The organism is Hoeflea sp. YIM 152468 (assembly GCF_029210485.1).
Classification (GTDB): domain Bacteria; phylum Pseudomonadota; class Alphaproteobacteria; order Rhizobiales; family Rhizobiaceae; genus Hoeflea.
The window spans coordinates 101,294-119,182 of the sequence record NZ_JARGET010000005.1 but is presented as its reverse complement, the minus strand read 5'-3'; the positions used below and the strand labels follow the sequence as shown (position 1 = coordinate 119,182).

Annotated in this window: 12 protein-coding genes and 4 tRNA genes; 9 read left to right on the top strand and 7 right to left on the bottom strand. The window is 60.9% G+C overall.

Features of this window, described 5'->3' with window-relative positions; translation table 11 throughout:
• Positions 1 to 107 precede the first annotated feature (107 nt).
• Positions 108 to 2,570, top strand: coding sequence for a penicillin-binding protein 1A (locus PZ897_RS02610; protein ID WP_275749735.1), 2,463 nt, complete (start codon positions 108 to 110; stop codon positions 2,568 to 2,570).
• Between the two features lie 119 nt (positions 2,571 to 2,689).
• Positions 2,690 to 3,818, top strand: a protein-coding gene (gene prfB / locus PZ897_RS02605) for a peptide chain release factor 2 (protein ID WP_275749734.1) whose coding sequence is annotated in 2 segments (ribosomal slippage) — positions 2,690 to 2,758 and positions 2,760 to 3,818 — 1,128 coding nt in all. Because the reading frame shifts where the segments join, the coding sequence is not laid out codon by codon here.
• Between the two features lie 112 nt (positions 3,819 to 3,930).
• Here prfB and PZ897_RS02600 read toward each other — a convergent pair.
• Complete coding sequence (locus PZ897_RS02600; protein ID WP_275749732.1) at positions 3,931 to 4,473, bottom strand: hypothetical protein; 543 nt, start codon at positions 4,471 to 4,473, stop codon at positions 3,931 to 3,933.
• Between the two features lie 20 nt (positions 4,474 to 4,493).
• Positions 4,494 to 5,258: an NAD kinase gene (locus PZ897_RS02595; protein WP_275749730.1), complete on the bottom strand. Its 765-nt coding sequence runs from the start codon at positions 5,256 to 5,258 to the stop codon at positions 4,494 to 4,496.
• Between the two features lie 292 nt (positions 5,259 to 5,550).
• Here PZ897_RS02595 and PZ897_RS02590 point away from each other — a divergent pair, with 292 nt between their 5' ends.
• Positions 5,551 to 7,059 (top strand): fused MFS/spermidine synthase, encoded by a 1,509-nt coding sequence (locus tag PZ897_RS02590; protein WP_275749728.1) that lies wholly within the window; start codon positions 5,551 to 5,553, stop codon positions 7,057 to 7,059.
• Positions 7,060 to 7,267: 208 nt separating this feature from the next.
• Positions 7,268 to 8,056 (top strand): inositol monophosphatase family protein, encoded by a 789-nt coding sequence (locus PZ897_RS02585; protein WP_275749726.1) that lies wholly within the window; start codon positions 7,268 to 7,270, stop codon positions 8,054 to 8,056.
• Positions 8,057 to 8,059: 3 nt separating this feature from the next.
• On the opposite strand, the gene PZ897_RS02580 is transcribed toward PZ897_RS02585, so the two are convergent.
• The 5 genes from PZ897_RS02580 to rlmB form a co-directional block, all read right to left on the bottom strand.
• Positions 8,060 to 9,106 (bottom strand): ABC transporter ATP-binding protein, encoded by a 1,047-nt coding sequence (locus PZ897_RS02580; RefSeq protein ID WP_275750124.1) that lies wholly within the window; start codon positions 9,104 to 9,106, stop codon positions 8,060 to 8,062.
• A gap of 29 nt (positions 9,107 to 9,135) precedes the next feature.
• Complete coding sequence (locus PZ897_RS02575) at positions 9,136 to 11,376, bottom strand: iron ABC transporter permease (RefSeq protein WP_275749724.1); 2,241 nt, start codon at positions 11,374 to 11,376, stop codon at positions 9,136 to 9,138.
• 2 nt (positions 11,377 to 11,378) lie between these two features.
• Positions 11,379 to 12,401, bottom strand: a complete 1,023-nt coding sequence (locus PZ897_RS02570; RefSeq protein ID WP_275749722.1) for an ABC transporter substrate-binding protein — start codon at positions 12,399 to 12,401, stop codon at positions 11,379 to 11,381.
• A 350-nt stretch (positions 12,402 to 12,751) separates the two neighbouring features.
• Positions 12,752 to 12,827: transfer RNA gene (locus PZ897_RS02565), tRNA-Thr, on the bottom strand.
• A gap of 139 nt (positions 12,828 to 12,966) precedes the next feature.
• Positions 12,967 to 13,869 (bottom strand): 23S rRNA (guanosine(2251)-2'-O)-methyltransferase RlmB, encoded by a 903-nt coding sequence (gene rlmB / locus PZ897_RS02560; RefSeq protein ID WP_275749720.1) that lies wholly within the window; start codon positions 13,867 to 13,869, stop codon positions 12,967 to 12,969.
• A 283-nt stretch (positions 13,870 to 14,152) separates the two neighbouring features.
• Between rlmB and PZ897_RS02555 the strand changes: the two genes are divergently transcribed.
• The 5 genes from PZ897_RS02555 to secE all read left to right on the top strand — a co-directional run bounded on the left by PZ897_RS02555 (position 14,153) and on the right by secE (position 17,882).
• Positions 14,153 to 14,237, top strand: a tRNA-Tyr gene (locus PZ897_RS02555).
• 19 nt (positions 14,238 to 14,256) lie between these two features.
• A tRNA-Gly gene (locus PZ897_RS02550) sits at positions 14,257 to 14,330 on the top strand.
• Positions 14,331 to 14,880: 550 nt separating this feature from the next.
• Positions 14,881 to 16,056: an elongation factor Tu gene (gene tuf, locus PZ897_RS02545; RefSeq protein ID WP_275749696.1), complete on the top strand. Its 1,176-nt coding sequence runs from the start codon at positions 14,881 to 14,883 to the stop codon at positions 16,054 to 16,056.
• A gap of 1,328 nt (positions 16,057 to 17,384) precedes the next feature.
• A tRNA-Trp gene (locus tag PZ897_RS02540) sits at positions 17,385 to 17,460 on the top strand.
• Positions 17,461 to 17,681: 221 nt separating this feature from the next.
• Entirely contained in the window at positions 17,682 to 17,882 is a 201-nt protein-coding gene (gene secE / locus PZ897_RS02535) for a preprotein translocase subunit SecE (protein ID WP_275749718.1), read from the top strand.
• Positions 17,883 to 17,889: the final 7 nt, after the last annotated feature.

Sequence of the window (17,889 nt, the reverse complement as noted above, 5' to 3'; positions counted from 1 at the left end):
GCCCTATTTTACACGCATTGTCCGGGCTAACCGGACACTCGACATAGTCGGTCCATGGCTTGGGCCAGTCCGGCAGGTCAACACGCAAAGCAAACGGTAGCTGACTGATGATACGACTGATTGGATATTTCTTCGGGATTGGGACCGTCTTGTTTCTGGTCGTCGCAGCTGGCGTTGCCTGGTATATCGGCGATGTCTCCAAGGACCTGCCCGATTACGAAGTGCTCAACAGCTATGAGCCGCCGGTGACCACGCGCATGCATGCGGCTTCAGGCGAACTGATGGCCGAATATGCGCGCGAACGTCGGTTGTTCCTCCCGATTCAGGCGATTCCGGACCGGGTCAAGGCCGCATTTCTCTCTGCCGAAGACAAGAATTTCTACTCTCATCCGGGCGTCGACCCTGTCGGTCTTGCACGTGCAGTTGTCGTCAACATTCAAAATCTCGGGTCGGGCCGCCGGCCGGTCGGCGCGTCGACCATCACGCAGCAGGTTGCCAAGAACTTCTTGCTGTCATCCGACCAGACCATCGACCGCAAGGTCAAGGAAGCGATTCTGTCGTTCCGCATCGAGCAGGCCTACTCCAAGGACCGGATTCTCGAACTTTATCTCAACGAGATCTTTTTTGGACAGAACGCCTACGGTATCGCCGGCGCCGCGCTGACCTATTTCAACAAGTCGGTCAACGAATTGACGATCGCTGAGACCGCTTATCTGGCGGCTTTGCCCAAGGCCCCGTCGAATTATCATCCGTTTCGCCACCCCGAGCGCGCCATCGAGCGCCGCAACTGGGTCATCGATCGCATGGTTGAGAACGGCTATGTCCGTACCGCTGATGGGGCTGATGCGAAGGCCCTGCCGCTTGGCGTGACACCGCGCAAGACCGGTTCCTATTTGTTCGCATCGGAATATTTTGCCGAGGAGGTCCGGCGTGAGTTGATCGACCGCTACGGCGATGATGCCCTGTATGAGGGGGGGCTGTCGGTTCGCACCACGCTTGACCCGAAGCTTCAGGCCATTGCCCGCAAGGCGCTGCAGAAAGGCTTGATTTCCTACGATGAACGCCGTGGATTCCGCGGCCCGGTGACGCGCATTGATGTGTCGGCTGATTGGGGCGCGCCGCTGAGCGAAGTGGAATCACTGCGGGATGTGCCCGAATGGCAGCTGGCTGTGGTGCTCGCCGCGTCCAGCGACGGCGTTGATGTCGGATTGCAGCCCGATCGCGAGGTTTCCGGCGCTGTCGCAGGCGAGCGACGCACCGGAACCATCCTGCCGGAAGACATGAAATGGGCGTTCCGGCTGGATATCGCCGGTGACAAGCGCCGAAACGTCAAATCGGCTGCCGAGGTTCTCAATCCGGGCGATGTGGTCTACGTCGAAACCATTGAAAAAGAAGGCGTCAAGCATTTGCGCCTGCGGCAGCCGCCAAAGGTTCAGGGCGCCCTGGTGGCCATGGATCCGCACACCGGGCGCGTGCTGGCGATGGTCGGCGGATTTTCATTTGCCCAGTCCGAGTTCAACCGCGCCACCCAGGCGATGCGCCAGCCGGGCTCTGCGTTCAAGCCTTTCGTCTACGCTGCCGCGCTCGACAATGGTTACACCCCGGCTTCGGTGGTGCTCGACGCCCCGATCGAGATTGTGTCGGGCGGAGAAATCTGGAAGCCGAAGAACTATGGCGGCGGCTCTGCCGGTCCCTCGACGCTGCGGCTCGGAATCGAGCGGTCGCGCAATCTCATGACCGTGCGGCTTGCCAGGGACATGGGCATGAACCTTGTGGCTGAATATGCAGAGCGGTTTGGCCTGTATGACGACATGTTGCCGGTGTTGGCGATGTCGCTCGGTTCGGGCGAAACCACGGTCATGCGCATGGCATCGGCCTATTCGGTGCTTGCCAATGGTGGCAAGCAGATCAAGCCATCGCTGATCGACCGCATCCAGGACCGCTACGGCAAGACCATCTTCAAACATGAGGAGCGCAGTTGCGATGCCTGTGTGGCGACCGCCTGGCTGACCCAGGAAGAGCCTGAAGTGGTCGATACCCGCGAGCAGGTGCTCGATCCGATGACCGCCTATCAGATCACCTCGATGATGGAGGGGGTCGTGACCCGCGGCACCGCCGCCAGCAAGGTCAATCTTGATCGTCCGACCGCGGGCAAGACCGGAACCACCAACGAGGAAAAGGACGCCTGGTTCATGGGCTACACCGCCGATCTGGTGGCCGGTGTCTTCATCGGATTCGACAACCCGACCCCCATGGGGCGTGGCTCGACCGGCGGCGCGCTCGCCGCTCCGGTGTTCAACGAATTCATGCTCGGAGCGCTGGAAGGCACACGGCCCGCCGATTTCCGCGTACCGCAGGGAATGAAGCTGATCGCCATCAACCGCCAGACCGGAATGCAGGCCTTCGAAGGTGAGGGCGGTGTGATCATGGAAGCCTTCAAGCCTGGCACCGGTCCTTCCGATGTCTACTCGGTCATCGGCCTTGAGGAATTTGCAACTGGTGATGCCATCACAACGATTTCCCCACAGGCCAATCAGGCCGTGAACAACGGTGTCGGCGGATTGTACTGACCATTTCTTTGGAATGGAAAACACACGCCTCGACGGCTTTACATCATCACGGTGCGCCCTTATGGTCCGCCCGCTTTGGCAAGAACGCTTGCCTGAAAACATGACGGAAACACAGATCCATGCGTGCAGAATCCCAGGTCGTTGTCGACGAAATCAAGCAGGCCATAAGCCTGCTGAGGAGGCATCTTTGACTGGGAACCGGCTCAGAAACGCTTGGAATGGCTTAACGTAAAGGCCGAAGATCCGTCGATCTGGGATGATCCCCAGGAGGCCCAGAAACTGATGCGCGAGCGCCAGCAGCTTGACGATTCGATCAATGGATTGAAGCGTCTGGAGGCGCAGCTGTCGGACAACCTCGAGCTTATCGAGATGGGTGAGGAGGAAGGTGACAGGGCTATCGTCACCGAGGCTGAAGCCGCGCTCAAGGAGCTTCGCACAGAGGTTTCAAGGCAGCAGATTGAATCGCTGCTGTCGGGGGAGGCCGACAGCAACGACGCCTATGTCGAGGTGCACTCCGGTGCCGGCGGCACCGAAAGCCAGGACTGGGCCAACATGCTGTTGCGGATGTACACCCGCTGGGCCGAGCAGCACGGCATGAAGGTCGAGCTGATGGAAATTCACGATGGCGAAGAAGCCGGCATCAAGTCGGCGACGCTGTTGATCAAGGGCCACAATGCCTATGGCTGGCTCAAGACCGAATCGGGCGTTCATCGTCTGGTCCGGATTTCGCCCTATGACAGCCAGGCCCGCCGCCACACTTCCTTCTCGAGCATCTGGGTCTATCCGGTCATCGACGATTCGATCGAAGTGGACATCAACGAAAGCGATTGCCGCATCGACACCTACCGCGCCTCCGGCGCCGGCGGTCAGCACGTCAACACCACCGATTCTGCGGTGCGGATCACCCACAACCCCACCGGAATTGTGGTGCAGTGTCAGCAGGAACGCTCCCAGCACAAGAACCGCGCCAAGGCCTGGGACATGCTCCGGGCCCGGATTTACGAGGCGGAACTGAAGAAGCGCGAGGAAGCGGCAAACGTTGAAACAGCGTCGAAGACCGATATCGGATGGGGCCATCAGATCCGGTCTTACGTGCTCCAGCCATACCAGCTGATCAAGGATCTGCGCACCGGCACGGAGAGCACCAATCCGCAAGGCGTGCTCGACGGCGATCTCGATGCCTTCATGGAAGCAGCTCTTGCCCAGCGTGTCTATGGCGGCGCCGGCGATGTCGAGGACATCGATTAGACCTGTCCATCCGGAGGTGACATCGTGGTTCGGAGATGCCAGGCCGGTCCGGGCTGATTGATGCGGGCATGCAGGGTTTCGTCCAACGGACTACAGGTGAATGCGGCATGTATCAGTTGGTTGTCTGCTCGACGCTGACGTCGCCAAACTCGTCGATGAACAAGGCCCAGGTATCCGGTTCACCCACCGACGGATCGGTCTTGAGGTAGATATAGGCGGCAAAGCCCGGCTGGCTTGCCGAGCCTGTGGAATCCTCCGGCCTGATATCGGTGACATAACCGCCAAGGCTATTGATCTCCTCGACCGGGACCGAGGTTGCCAGTTCCGGCCCATCTGGCGCCAGCATGATCTGCTGGAGCTGCAACAGCGAACGGTTGTCGGCCCCACGAATGGCGATCAGCCGGTAATAACCGCGCTTTTGAGCTGCTGCATCCTCCGCGTCCGGAACCGCACCGGATGTGGTGCCGGCATCATCGGCGAGCGGAGTGTCCGCAATCGTGCCCTCCCAGTATCCACCGCTGGTGACAAAGAGAACCCGGGCCGGCAGCGTATCGGCCAGGTCCGGAATGTCCTGGGTCAAGCCCGGAACCGGCATGGCCGGGGAAAGGCACGCCAACAGCAGCAGGATTTTTGACGCGGTGCGGAACATCAGCATAGCCTTCCTGTTTGTGGGCCTCAGTAGAGGAATTGCTCGGCCAATATACGGTCATTCCATGAATGGCTCGAATCGGTGAGGATTCGCACGGTGCATTCCTTGGATTCCGAGACCTGAACCTGGGTCACGGATTTGACTTCGATGTGATCGGCCACCGCGTTGACCGGTCGCTTGTCACTTTCCAGCACATCTATTGTAACGGTCACCTTGTTGGGCAGCAAGGCACCACGCCAGCGCCGCGGCCGGAACGGGCTGACGGGCGTCAGCGCCAGAAGCTGGGCATCAAGCGGCAGGATCGGGCCGTGGGCTGACAAATTATAGGCGGTCGATCCTGCCGGCGTCGCCACCATCAGCCCGTCGCAGATCAGTTCTTCCATGCGCTCCTGGCCATCGATGGACAGACGCAACTTGGCTGCCTGATAGCTTTGTCTGAGCAGCGAGACCTCGTTGATGGCCATCGCCTTGTGCTCGGCGCCGTGTGCATCTGTGGCGACCATTTCGAGCGGACGGATGATGTTTTCGACCGCCGCATCGATCCGCCCGGCCAGATCCTCGTCGGAGTAGTCATTCATCAAGAACCCGATTGAGCCGCGGTTCATGCCGTAGACCATCCGGCCGCTGTTCATCTGGGCATGCAGGGTCTGCAGCATGAACCCGTCACCGCCGAGCGCCACGATCACATCCGCGTCTTGCTGGCGGGTGTTGCCATAAAGCGCAGCCAAGTGCTTCGCCGCCGCCTGAGCGTCAGGTGCCGTTGACGCGATGAAACTAAATTTACAAGTCATGTGATGAGGTTACTCCCACTCTTCAGGGGACAATGGCGATTGCGGAGCCGGGATGCAAGAGTGGTCAGCGGCCACAGGGGTACAGGAACCGCCCCCCTCACCAGGGCAAGCCGGCCACTGGCAAAGCACCAGGCCGCGGAACTTCGGGAGGCATCCGGCCTCCGCTTCAGGCTTGTTTTCCGCGCGTTGGCCCGGGTCGGGGCCATCCGCATGCTGCAGACCCGACGCCGGCTTGCCTGAAAGCCGGGGGCGGATAAAGATGCCACAGAATCATTGCCCAGGAGCAACAGGCATGCCGACCCCCCGACTTCATGTGCCACTCGGCCTGCTTGTGGCGATACAGGCCGCTGTATCTGGCGTCAGTCTGGTGGTCGAGATCGTTGCCGGCCGGATGCTGGCGCCCTATGTCGGCATGTCGCTTTACTCCTGGACGTCGATCATCGCCGTCGTGCTGGCAGGCTTTTCGGCCGGCCACTGGTGGGGTGGCCATATTGCGTCGCGCCCGCCCAGGCAGGCGCTGATCATCACCGGCTGGATCCTGCTGGCAGCGGCGATATCGACAGCTTCCGCCTTGCTGGTGTTGCGTCTGATTGGCGGTCCTGTGCTGGAAGCGGTCAGTCATCCGGTCTGGAGCATCGTCGCCTTGACGGGCGGGGTGTTTTTTCTTCCATCCTTGTTTGCCGGTGTGCCGGCACCGGTGCTGGCGCAGATTGCCGTCACCGCGCAGGCGGACCAGTCCGGCCGGGCGCTCGGAGCGATGTTTACCGCCGGCGCAGTCGGCGCGATCGCAGGCACACTGCTGGCAGGGTTCGTGTTCATCCCCTGGCTGGGCACGGCGGTGACGCTTGCCATTGTCACTGCGGTCTATCTGGGTGCCGCCGCGCTTATATTCTGGCTTGCCCGCCCGCTGTCGCGTCCGGTGGCGACGATCGCCCTGGCGGCGCTGGCAATCGTGCTGGGCACGCTCTCGGTCACCCGGTTATCCAGCTGCACCAGCGAAAGCCAGTATTTCTGCATCCGGGTCCTCGACATGTCGGCCACGTCGGGGTCGCCGGTGCGGCGTCTGGTTCTAGACCATCTCTCCCATGGCACCAGCGCGAGGGACCTGCCGCGGACGATGTTTTCGGAATTTACCGCAATGCTTGATGCGATTGCCCGGCAGCGGATGCAGTCCAGACCATTTTCGGCATTCTTCATCGGCGGGGGAACCTATTCGGTCCCGCGCGCCTGGGCTGACCGCAACACCGGGCCCATCACGGTGGCTGAAATCGATCCGGAGGTGACCCGCACTGCAGTGCGCGATTTCTGGCTCGATCCTGCCGGCATCACCATTCTCGATGAAGACGCGCGGGTGGCACTGCAGCGGCGGCCCGACGCCCGCTACGACGTCATCGTCGGCGATGCCTTTGGTGACATTGCCGTGCCGGCGCATCTGATCACCCGCGAGTTCTTCCAGCTTGTCCGCTCGCAGCTCTCAAAGAATGGCGTCTTCCTGATGAACGTCGTCGATTTTCCCGAACGACTGCAGGCGCTTGGCGCGATCACCGCAACGCTGCAGTCAGTGTTCCCAAGTGTCGAGATCTGGACCCAGGCAAGCCTTCCTACCCCCGGCGAACAGAGGGTCTTTGTGCTTGTTGCGGCAGTCACGCCGACAGAGTTTTCAACCATCACCGCTGCAGCGCCGGACGCAACCCGCTTTGCCGTCATGGCACAGAGTTTCACCGACCGCCTGGTGGCCCGCAGTTCGCCGGCGATCCTGACCGATGACTACGCCCCGATCGACCGGCTTCTGGGCGGGTAGCCGGCATTCCTGCCGCGCTTGCCCGCTGCCTGGATGGAATATCCATTGGCTCGAAGCTGGCAAACTGATACTGGCCTAATATGCATGTCGCGCAAAAGTGTGCAGCGGTTTTGCGACAACGACCTGCATCAACAAAGAGCCTAAAGTGCGTCACCCGGAACCGGTTTGATGCGACGCGCTTTGGGAGACACGGATTGAGCGGAGCGGTATGATTTTGTCTGACAGACTTGAGTTCACAATAGAGTTGGCCCGGCGCGCCGGCAGTTTTGCAAAAAACCATTTCGATGCTTTCGACTCTCTCGTCATTGAGAGCAAGGGGCATCAGGATATGGTTTCCAATGCGGACAAGGATACAGAGACACTCATCCGCAAGGCTATTGAAGAGCGCTGGCCTGACGACGGTATTGTTGGCGAGGAACACGGCCGCAAACACGGCACCAGCGGGTTTGACTGGGTGATCGATCCGATTGACGGGACAGCCAATTTCGTTCGCGGCATTCCCCAGTGGTGCGTGGCCATTGCGGTGGCACACAACGGTAAAGCGGTCATCGGCGTCATCAATGAACCGTGCTCGGGTGAACTGTTTCATGCGTCGAAAGGCGGTGGCGCGTTCTGCAATGGCAAACCGATCAGCGTTTCCCAGGCCCCCAGCATCGGTGAGGGATCTGTCGGAACCGGCTTTTCCGGCCGCGTCCATGGCACAAATATCGTCAAGGTGATTGAACGAATTGTTGACGGCGGCGGCGTTTTCTTTCGCAATGCATCGGGCGCACTGATGCTCGCCTATGTCGCCGGCGGACGGCTGCTGGGTTATCTCGAAGAGCACATGAACAGCTGGGATTGTGTCGCCGGTCTCTTGATGATCGAGGAGGCCGGCGGCCACATTGTTGAGCCTGACCCCGCGACCGCTCTGGACAACGGCACGGTGGTGATCGCAGGTGGGCCAGGGGTCTTTGCCTCGATCAAGCAGATCGCCGATGACTGTTTTGAGCGGTGATCTTTAATCGCCGATGAGCACCGGCCCGCGCCCGCGGAAATCCAGGCCGACCATATCACCCGGTTTAACCTGCGCATCGACATCATGGCAGATGGCGAAGAATGTACCGACTTCGGTTTCCGCCAGGCATTCGAGGTGCTTGCCGACATAGGTCACTTTCGTCAGCGTCGCAGGTAGCGTGTTCTTGGTTGACGGGTTGACCAGATCAATCCGGTCGGGGCGTACTGCCAGCCTTGCGGGACCGGGCGCCCGGCCGCGGGCCGACATGGCCAGGCTGACCGGCCCCAGCCTCACGCTTGCTTCACCGTTCTCGACCGAGGTCACCTCGCAGTCAAGCAGGTTCGCCTCGCCGATGAAGTCGGCAACGAAGGCATTTGCCGGCGCATCATAGAGATCGCGCGGCGTGCCTTCCTGGGCCACCACGGCATTGTTCATGACGATGATACGGTCGGACACCGCGAGCGCTTCTTCCTGGTCATGGGTGACATAGACGACAGTCAGGCCAAGCTTGATCTGCAGATCACGAATGTCTTCGCGCACCTGTCTGCGCAGTTTGGCATCAAGGTTTGAAAGCGGCTCGTCGAAAAGCAGCACCTGTGGCTCGAGCACGAGTGCCCGCGCCACCGCGACACGCTGCTGCTGCCCACCTGAAAGCTGGCTTGGCAGACGGGCGCCGTAATCCTGCAGACCGACCAGCATCAGCCCGGCCATGGCGCGCTCGCCGATTTCCTTTTTGGGAAAGCCCGAGAACTTCAATCCGTACTCGACGTTTTCGCGAACGGTCATGTGTGGAAACAGGGCATAGGACTGGAAAACCATCGACACATCGCGTTCGGTCGCAGGCAATGTGGTCACATCCATGCCGCCGATGACAATCTTGCCGGATGTCACAAACTCGAGCCCGGCGATCATCCGCAAGGTTGTGGTCTTGCCGCAGCCGGAGGGGCCCAGCAGCGTGACCAGTTTGCCTTGTTCTACCGTGATCGACACATCGTCGACCGCGGCCACTTTGGAGCCGGGATAGACCTTGCTGACCCCTCGGAATTCCACCGATGCCGCATTGCTTTTGATCACACTCACTATCCGCCCCCTGGAACTTGTATCTGGTTGGCCGAGCCCGCCTGTCCCCGCCGGCCGATGTTGCGGCGGCCGACAATCATTTGCATGCATCCGATCACCGCCAGCATGACGAAGACCAGCGCGGTCGCATAGGCGATGGCAATGCCGTATTCGTTGTTTTCGACACGGCCGATGATGTAGCTCGTGGACAGGTCGTAGCGGGCGCTGACAAGGAAGATCACGGCGCTGATTGCGGTCATGGCGCGCACGAAAGAATACACCAGAGCCGCAAGGATGGCCGGACGGAGCAGCGGCAGGATGATGCGGATGAAGGTCTGAAACGAGTTGGCGCCAAGCGTCAGCGACGACTCATCGAGACTCTTGTCGAGTTGGGACATGGAAGCGACACCGGCGCGCACACCCACCGGCATGTTGCGAAAGATGAAGGACACGATCAGGATGATTGCCGTTCCGGTGATTTCGATCGGCGGCACATTGAAGGCAATGACATAGGACACGCCGATCACGGTGCCGGGTATGGCAAAGGACAGCATCGTCCCGAATTCGAAGGCGCCCTTGCCGGCAAAGCGCTGGCGCACCAGCAGATAGGCGGTCAGCAGGCCGATGATCGCGGTCGGCAGAGCTGATACAAGGGCGATCCAGAGCGTGGTGAAAAACGAATCCCAGGCAGAACCGTTCCAGTGAAGGCCGAACTCGTTCCAGCCCACCGAGAAGGCCTGGATGTAATGGCCGAATGTCAGCGAGAAATCGACACCCCACAATTTGACGAAGCTGGCATACAGGATCGTCACGTAAACCAGGACCGTCAGCATCAGCCAGAATGCTGCAACCGATCCGATGGAGAGGGTGAAGCCGCGAGGCAACGGCGGATGAACCCCTGCATCCCCCTTGCCGGCGACGGTGGTGTAGGATTTCTTGCCGAGCCAGAAGCGTTGCGCATAGAAGGCCGACAGCGTGAACACCAACAGCACAATGGCCAGAACGGCCGCCTGGGCCTGATCATACTGGGCGCCGACAATGGCAAAGAAAATCTCGGTCGACAGCACATCGAAGTTCCCGCCCAGTACCAGCGGATTGCCGAAATCGGCCATGCTCTCGATGAACCCGAGCAGGAAGGCGTTGGCGAGTCCGGGCCGCATCAACGGAAGCGAAACTGTCCAGAAGGTCTGCCAGCGGTTGGCGCGAAGTGTCTGTGCGGCTTCTTCCATCGACGGGCTGACGCCCTCGACCACCCCGATCAGCACGAGGAAAGCGATCGGGGTAAAGGCCAGGGTCTGTGCGATCAGAAGGCCTGGCAGACCGTAGACCCAGCGTGTCGGCTGGATGTCGAACAGCCAGGCCCAGCCCTGGGTGAACACGCCGGACAGACCAAACAGCAAGATGATGGCAAGACCGATCACGAAGGGCGGCGTGATCACCGGCAGCACAGTCAGGGCGCGGAGCAGCTTCTGAAAGCGGGCATTGGTGCGTGTGGCGATAAGTGCGAACACAAGACCCAGCAAGGTCGTCACGATGCCGACAATGACCGCCAGAAACAGCGAATTCCAGGCAACCCCGCACCGCGACCCGCCGGTGATGCAGCCCAGGCCCCAGATCCGCAAGGAGAGGAATTTGCCGGCAAAGGACGACAGCGAGTAGCCGCCATCTTCGGTGATCAGTGCGCTGCCGAGCATTTTGAGAATCGGCAAGAGGATAAACAAGGTCACCAGGCCGACGATGAGGCCGATCGAACTGACCACGAAGACATCGCCGCCGACGGCACCGCGTGCGGCGATGCCAAGGGTGAGTAAAAACAGGAATGCGCTGCCGACGAGCCCGGCGCCCCAGCCCATGCCGAATTGCCGTTCGGGCAATTTGCCGAACATGTCGGTGAGAAACGCAGCGTTCCAGCCACGCAGGCTGATGCCGTAGCCTTGGGCGAAGAACCAGACGAGGCCTGAAAGCCCAACCGCGATCAGCACATTGCCGAAGACCGGATCATTCTTCCGTCTGCCCCAGAGCGCCAGCGGCAAGACCAGCAACCCCCCCAGTGGCGCCAGCCACATCTTCTGGCCCTGCAGAACAAGAAACAGCGCCGGGGCGACATCGCTGTCAAACGGATAACCGTCGCTCACCCAGGAAAACGAGAACAGGCCGTCGTCGAGCATGTACCACGGCAAAAGCACGAAGCCGCTCAGCCCCACCATCATCCACAGGATGACGGTGGGGTGGAACGCCGACTGATGCTGGACTTGCCGCATGATTATTGCGGCAGATTGGAGACCTCTTCATCCCATTTCTGTAACAAGCGCTTGCGCTCGTCGGAGGATCCGTACTTCTTGAAGTCGTAATCGATCAGCTTGATCTCGGACAGATCCGGTGCCATCGGAGATTGCACGGCAGCGGTGTTTGAGGGCACCTGGAACGAATTGACGTCCTTGGCGCGTGACTGCACATCGGCGGTCAGAGCCCAGTCGTAGAACGTCTGCGCCGATTCGGGATTGCGGGCATCGGCGATGATCGACATCGAACCGATTTCATATCCGGTGCCCTCGCACGGAGCGACGGTCACGATCGGGAAACCGCTGGCTGCCTGCGCCACGGCATCATGCATGAAGACGATGCCGATCATGTTTTCGCCCAGGCCCGCGGCCTTGATCGGTGCGGAACCGGATTTGGTGTACTGGTTGATGTTCTTGTGCAGGTCTTTCATGAACTGGAAGCCATCCTCTTCGCCGAACAGCTGCACCATGGTGGCGAGCGTGGTGTAGGCGGTGCCGGAGGAATTGGGATTGGCCATCTGCACCTGTCCCTTGTATTCGGGCTTGGTCAGATCCTTCCAGCAGGCTGGTGCCGGCAGGCCGGCTTTTTCCAGCAGATCCTTGTTGTAGCCGAAACCGAGCGCACCGGAGTAAATTCCGATGGTCCTGTTGCCGGCCGATTCCGCCTGCCGGATCGCCCAGTCATTGAGCTCGTCGCGCATCGGCGACAGGTACTCGGCGGTCAGGTTCTCCTCGGCCGCCTGCAAATGCGGGTCGCCGGTGCCGCCCCACCAGACGTCGCCTTTCGGGTTGGCAGCCTCGGCCTTGACCTGGGCAAATGTCTCGCCGGAACTCTTGCGGGTCATGTCGACCTTGATCCCGGTTTCCTCCTCGAAACCGCGGGCCATCAACTGGCACCAGGCCTCGTCCGCAGAACAGTAAAGCGTCAGGCTGTCAGCGGCGGCAATCGCCGTGCCCGCCAGCAAAGAAGCGGTAAGCGCCGCAGTGCCCAGAATCTGTTTCATTATGTTGTCCTCCCCTTGAGCCTGACTGTGCAGGCCGAATGCGAGGTTAAGACAGATTGACGGCAATGCAAATCCATAAAACCCAAAGAACTATTGTGCGCTGCGTCAAATGCTGCGTCAGGGCGATGTTCTGAACCCGCATCCCGCTCCGGCTTCCGGCGCTTGCTGGCCCGGCCTCAAGAAGGTCGATGATGAGACTTGGCTGATCAGCTTTATGCGCTGTGATCCGGGAAATATCGACTTGGAACAGAGAACCTTGCAGACCATCGACAACCCGTTCGGCACGAGGTTGTCACCCATGTCTTAGGTGCAATCTGTTACCCATGTCTCCGGGCTGTACATGAAAGGAATGGTGCCCCCGGCAGGATTCGAACCCGCGACCCCCTGATTACAAATCAGGTGCTCTACCAACTGAGCTACAAGGGCAGCGGGGATGCGGATAGCATATTCACCGCGCCTGTAAAGCGAAATTCGTGCAATCTGGTGACTTTCGTCCCCAGTCGTCAAGCGCGGCTCGCCCGGATGCTCTCCGGCAAGCCCGCAATCGGCCCGGAACCGGGGCTTCTCAGCGCCGCTCGGCCCCGGCGAGGTGTTGGCGTGCGGCATAAAGCGCGATGGCCGTGGCATTGGACACATTGAGGGACTTGATTGCCCCGGGCATGTCGAGCCGGATCAGCCTGTCGACGGTGTCTCGGGTCTTGTGGCGCAAGCCCTTGCCCTCGGCGCCGAGCACCAGCGCGATGCGCTCGCCAGAAAGCCCGGCTTCGATGGGGGCGGGAGCCGCCGAATCAAGTCCGATGGTGACAAAACCCTGCGCCTTGATCTCCTCGATGGCGGTCGCGAGGTTGCGGACCTCGATATGATCGATCAGTTCCAGTGCGCCGGAGGCCGCCTTCGCCAGCACGCCCGATTCCTGCGGGCTGTGGCGCTGGGTGGTGATCAGCGCGCCGGCGCCGAACGCCACTGCCGAGCGCATGATGGCGCCGACATTGTGCGGATCGGTGACCTGGTCGAGAATCACCAGCAGATTGGTCTCGCCAAGGGCCGACAGCGGCCGCGGCTTGAGCGGAGCAGTCTGCAGCAGAACGCCCTGGTGCACGGCATCGTCGCCCAGCAGCAGGTCGATGTCCTGCGGTGTGACAAGGTCGAGCGCGAAGGGCAGGGCCGCATCCTCGGCGATCTCCAGGCGGGTCAAGGCATTGCGGGTGGCCTTGAGGCTGGCAATGCGCCGGGCCGGGTTGTCCAGCGCCGCGCGCACCGTGTGCAGGCCGTAGAGATAGACTGTCTCGGGTGCGACGCGGCCGGCATAGAGCGAGCCCTTGCGGGCCGGCAGCTCACGCCTGGTGCGTGGTTGCGCCGGTGGCAAGCCCTGCTGATCGCGCTTGGCGTCGCGGTGAGCGCGACGCAGCTTGGCATAATGGGTGTCGCGGTTTGAACCGGGCTCGCCGGCATCGTCATCTTTGCTCATGGCGCGCTTTATACGCTTATTGCTCCGCGGCGCAACATGGCGCAGTAAGCTGCGAAGCGACGCAACCGGACTGGCGCCGGCCGGCCGGCAAGGCCATCTGTGTGTGGCTGGGCGAAGAAGCTGACCGGAACCGGTTGTTTTTGTGGCAAAGCTTGTTGACACGGGAACCGTGCGCCGTCATAACGCCGACCGCGAGCTTGGTGATTTACCCAATCACCCGGCACGCGAAGCCCGAGCGTTTTCGGGTTGTCCATCTTGGATGCATGACCCTGACGGCTGGACCGGAGGAATGCCCGAGTGGTTAAAGGGGACGGACTGTAAATCCGTTGGCTTCGCCTACGTTGGTTCAAATCCAACTTCCTCCACCACCGTCGCGGGGTCATGAATGCGGGTATAGCTCAATGGTAGAGCAGCAGCCTTCCAAGCTGAATACGAGGGTTCGATTCCCTCTACCCGCTCCAAGAATTTCAAGGCTTTCGTGCTCATCCATTTCATTGCCGTTTCATTCAAAGGTCTTGCTGCGCTTTTCAGCACGGGCCAAGGCGATGACCCGGCCAGTGTGCAGCCCGTCACGGCGATTGCCTTGCGCGGTCATTTGAACCGTGCTGTGTGTCGCCGGGTCCCCGCCGCTATCAAGCGAGCCGGTGGCGCTGACCGTTTGCGTCACCGCTCCAGCCCGCCTGGCCATTGACCAGAGATTCGACGGCACCCCGCCGCATCGCGAATCGTTCGGAGCCTGTTTGTGGGCCGGGTCTCCCGGTATGGCTTGCCGGTATTCTGAGCGAGAGCCACCGGCCCGGCATCGGCCACGGCACAGGATTGGGGCGCCAGCCGAACCAATGGGTAGAGGCTGTGATCGCGCCAGCAGCCCCGATCCGGGGCTTGTCCCGTGTCCAGATTTGGGCTTGCGAAACCGGAGCGAAAGCCTTATGTCGCGTTAACTTCTCGCGGGTCCCGGTTCAAATACGTCCGGACCTACAGTCTGCCAACAGAATTACAGGATACAGGACGATGGCAAAGGGTAAGTTCGAGCGCAATAAGCCGCACGTTAACATCGGCACGATTGGTCACGTTGACCACGGCAAGACATCGCTGACGGCTGCGATCACCAAGTATTTTGGTGATTTCAAGGCCTATGACCAGATTGATGCGGCGCCGGAAGAGAAGTCGCGCGGCATCACCATTTCGACCACCCATGTCGAGTATGAGACCGAGAACCGCCACTATGCCCACGTCGACTGTCCGGGCCACGCCGACTATGTCAAGAACATGATCACCGGCGCTGCACAGATGGACGGCGCGATCCTGGTTGTCTCGGCGGCCGACGGCCCGATGCCGCAGACCCGCGAGCACATTCTGCTGGCGCGCCAGGTTGGCGTTCCCTCGCTGGTGGTGTTTTTGAACAAGATCGACCAGGTTGACGATGAAGAGCTGCTCGAGCTGGTCGAGATGGAAGTGCGCGAACTGCTGTCGTCCTATGATTTCCCAGGCGACGACATTCCGATCACCAAGGGCTCGGCGCTTGTTGCGCTCAACGATGGCGACAAGGCCATGGGCGAGGACGCGATCCGCGCGCTGATGGCTGCAGTTGACGATTACATTCCGACGCCAGAGCGTCCGATCGACCAGCCGTTCCTGATGCCGATCGAGGACGTGTTCTCGATCTCGGGCCGCGGCACGGTTGTCACCGGCCGGGTTGAGCGCGGCATTGTCAAGGTTGGCGAGGAAATCGAGATTGTCGGCATCCGTGACACCCAGAAGACGGTGTGCACCGGCGTTGAAATGTTCCGCAAGCTGCTCGATCAGGGCCAGGCCGGCGACAACATCGGCGCGCTGCTGCGCGGCGTTGGCCGTGAAGACGTCGAGCGTGGCCAGATCCTGTGCAAGCCGGGTTCGGTCAAGCCGCACACCAAGTTCACGGCGGAAGCCTATATTCTGACCAAGGAAGAGGGTGGCCGTCACACGCCGTTCTTCACCAACTACCGTCCGCAGTTCTATTTCCGCACCACCGACGTGACGGGCATTGTGACGCTGCCGGAAGGCACGGAGATGGTCATGCCTGGCGACAACATTTCGGCGGAAGTGTCGCTCATCGTGCCGATCGCGATGGAAGAAAAGCTGCGCTTCGCCATCCGTGAAGGCGGTCGTACCGTCGGCGCCGGCATCGTCGCAACGATCATTGAGTAATCAAGGATCGCTTCGGCGATGGCGCAAGCTTGCCGACGGAATTGTATGACTCAGCAAAACGCGCTTCGGCGCGTTTTGTTTTGGCGGCGCCGGCATCGTCGCCACGATCATTGAATAATCAAGGATCGCTTCGGCGATGGCGCAAGCTTGCCGAGGCAAATGTATGACACTGCAAAACGCGCTTCGGCGCGTTTTGTTTTGGCGGCGCCGGCATGGTCGCCACGATCATTGAATAATCAAGGACCGCTTCGGCGATGGCGCCAGCCTGCCGCGGCAAATGTATGGCACTGCAAAACGTGGGTCTTTTGACCTGCTGACTGAGTGGTGGGCGGTGTCGCGGGGGCTGACCGCAGACTGACGGGCGGGGGGGTGAGGGGCACTGACCCTGGCCATGGCTTGGCCGGGACGGGGCGGGGTGTAGAGTGGCGGGTGCGGCCTGTGCTCGTCGCGTTCGCCTGTGCTCAACTGAACGCCGGCGTTTGCAGCGAGCCGGGGAGCTACCGCACCGCACAGCCGGTCGGGTGGGCGGTGCTGCGGAAGATGCAGTGGCACCGGGGAGGGGTGATTGGGACGCAGGGCGTGGATCGCGGTGACGGTCGCGGTGATGGGACTGCTGATGCCTGTCGCAATGGCGCAGGGCGCGGGCTGTCCTCAGCGGCCGCCATGCCAGGGATGTGGCTGCAAGGGTGGGCCCGGTTACCGGATCAACGCGACCGGCAAATGCGTGGGCTTCAAGGCCCTGAAGGCCAAGTGCGGCGACCCGCCGAGCCTGAGATGCACATTCGAAAATGCACCCGGCACCGGCCGCAACAAGCAGTGCGCCTTAAGCGACGATTCGGGCTGACTGCATGGAAATCCCGGGCGGCCGGATGGGAAATTGATCGCGCACCGCGCGAAATTGGTCAGGCTGCCTGTCCCGGTTTCGAATCGCGGCTGAAACGGTGACTGTGCAACGGCAGTGGCGTCACCGGAGCCGCGCCTCCGGTCGCGACCGCCGACCTGCACGAAGAGACGATCGTGGCAGCACCACGCACACGATCGGCCGCAGCGCCGATTCTGTCTCCAGGGCCAACATCGAAGCGGTGGAATCCGTGGTATGATGACCGCAGGTTCCTGGCGAATGGTTTCCGCCAAGGCCGACGGCAGCACGAATCGGTCGCCCGCCGGCGCCGGCATACCGGGCGGTGGCGGGTTGCGCCGGGTCTGTTCTGCCCGGCCGGGGCAGCAAATGGCAGGCTGATGCAGAAAAACAGGCCGGCAATGCGATTGCGGTCACTTCTTTGTTGCATTCCTCCTGCATTTGACGCTATCAGGTCGGCCATCGGCATAGGGGTATAGCTCAGTTGGTAGAGCGACGGTCTCCAAAACCGTAGGTCGCAGGTTCGAGTCCTGCTGCCCCTGCCAGCCCGGGTGTTCTGATCTGGCGCGAGTTGATCCGCCGCCGAACGGCATGCCGATGACCCAGGGCTGGGTAGCAAGCTTCGGGCCAGTTCGCTGGTCTTTTGTGAAAAAAGCCTGTTTCCCTCTTGTGGTTTAGGGATTCGGGCTTTATGTAGGCGTTAACAGACACGCGGTGCGTGGAGCTGGGATACCGGCTTTACGCGCCGTATAAGCGTGGACAAAAAATGGCATCCAAGACAAATCCGTTTACATTCCTCCAGCAGGTTCGAGCTGAAACTGCGAAAGTGAAGTGGCCGTCGCGCCGCGAGACCTCGATCTCGACGATCATGGTTCTTGTGATGGTGCTGCTGGCCTCCATTTTCTTTTTTACTGCGGACCAGGTGTTGGGGTGGGTCATTGGCCTCATCCTGAACGTCGGCGCTTGAGGCGGGA

Excerpts from the sequence above, each read along its gene's own strand:
- PZ897_RS02585 (WP_275749726.1), top strand. The coding sequence starts at position 7,268 with ATGATTTTGTCTGACAGACTTGAGTTCACAATAGAGTTGGCCCGGCGC.
- PZ897_RS02575 (WP_275749724.1), bottom strand. The coding sequence starts at position 11,376 with ATGCGGCAAGTCCAGCATCAGTCGGCGTTCCACCCCACCGTCATCCTG.
- rlmB (WP_275749720.1), bottom strand. The coding sequence starts at position 13,869 with ATGAGCAAAGATGACGATGCCGGCGAGCCCGGTTCAAACCGCGACACC.
- tuf (WP_275749696.1), top strand. The coding sequence starts at position 14,881 with ATGGCAAAGGGTAAGTTCGAGCGCAATAAGCCGCACGTTAACATCGGC.
- PZ897_RS02610 (WP_275749735.1), top strand. The coding sequence starts at position 108 with ATGATACGACTGATTGGATATTTCTTCGGGATTGGGACCGTCTTGTTT.
- PZ897_RS02590 (WP_275749728.1), top strand. The coding sequence starts at position 5,551 with ATGCCGACCCCCCGACTTCATGTGCCACTCGGCCTGCTTGTGGCGATA.
- PZ897_RS02600 (WP_275749732.1), bottom strand. The coding sequence starts at position 4,473 with ATGCTGATGTTCCGCACCGCGTCAAAAATCCTGCTGCTGTTGGCGTGC.
- secE (WP_275749718.1), top strand. The coding sequence starts at position 17,682 with ATGGCATCCAAGACAAATCCGTTTACATTCCTCCAGCAGGTTCGAGCT.
- PZ897_RS02570 (WP_275749722.1), bottom strand. The coding sequence starts at position 12,401 with ATGAAACAGATTCTGGGCACTGCGGCGCTTACCGCTTCTTTGCTGGCG.
- PZ897_RS02595 (WP_275749730.1), bottom strand. The coding sequence starts at position 5,258 with ATGACTTGTAAATTTAGTTTCATCGCGTCAACGGCACCTGACGCTCAG.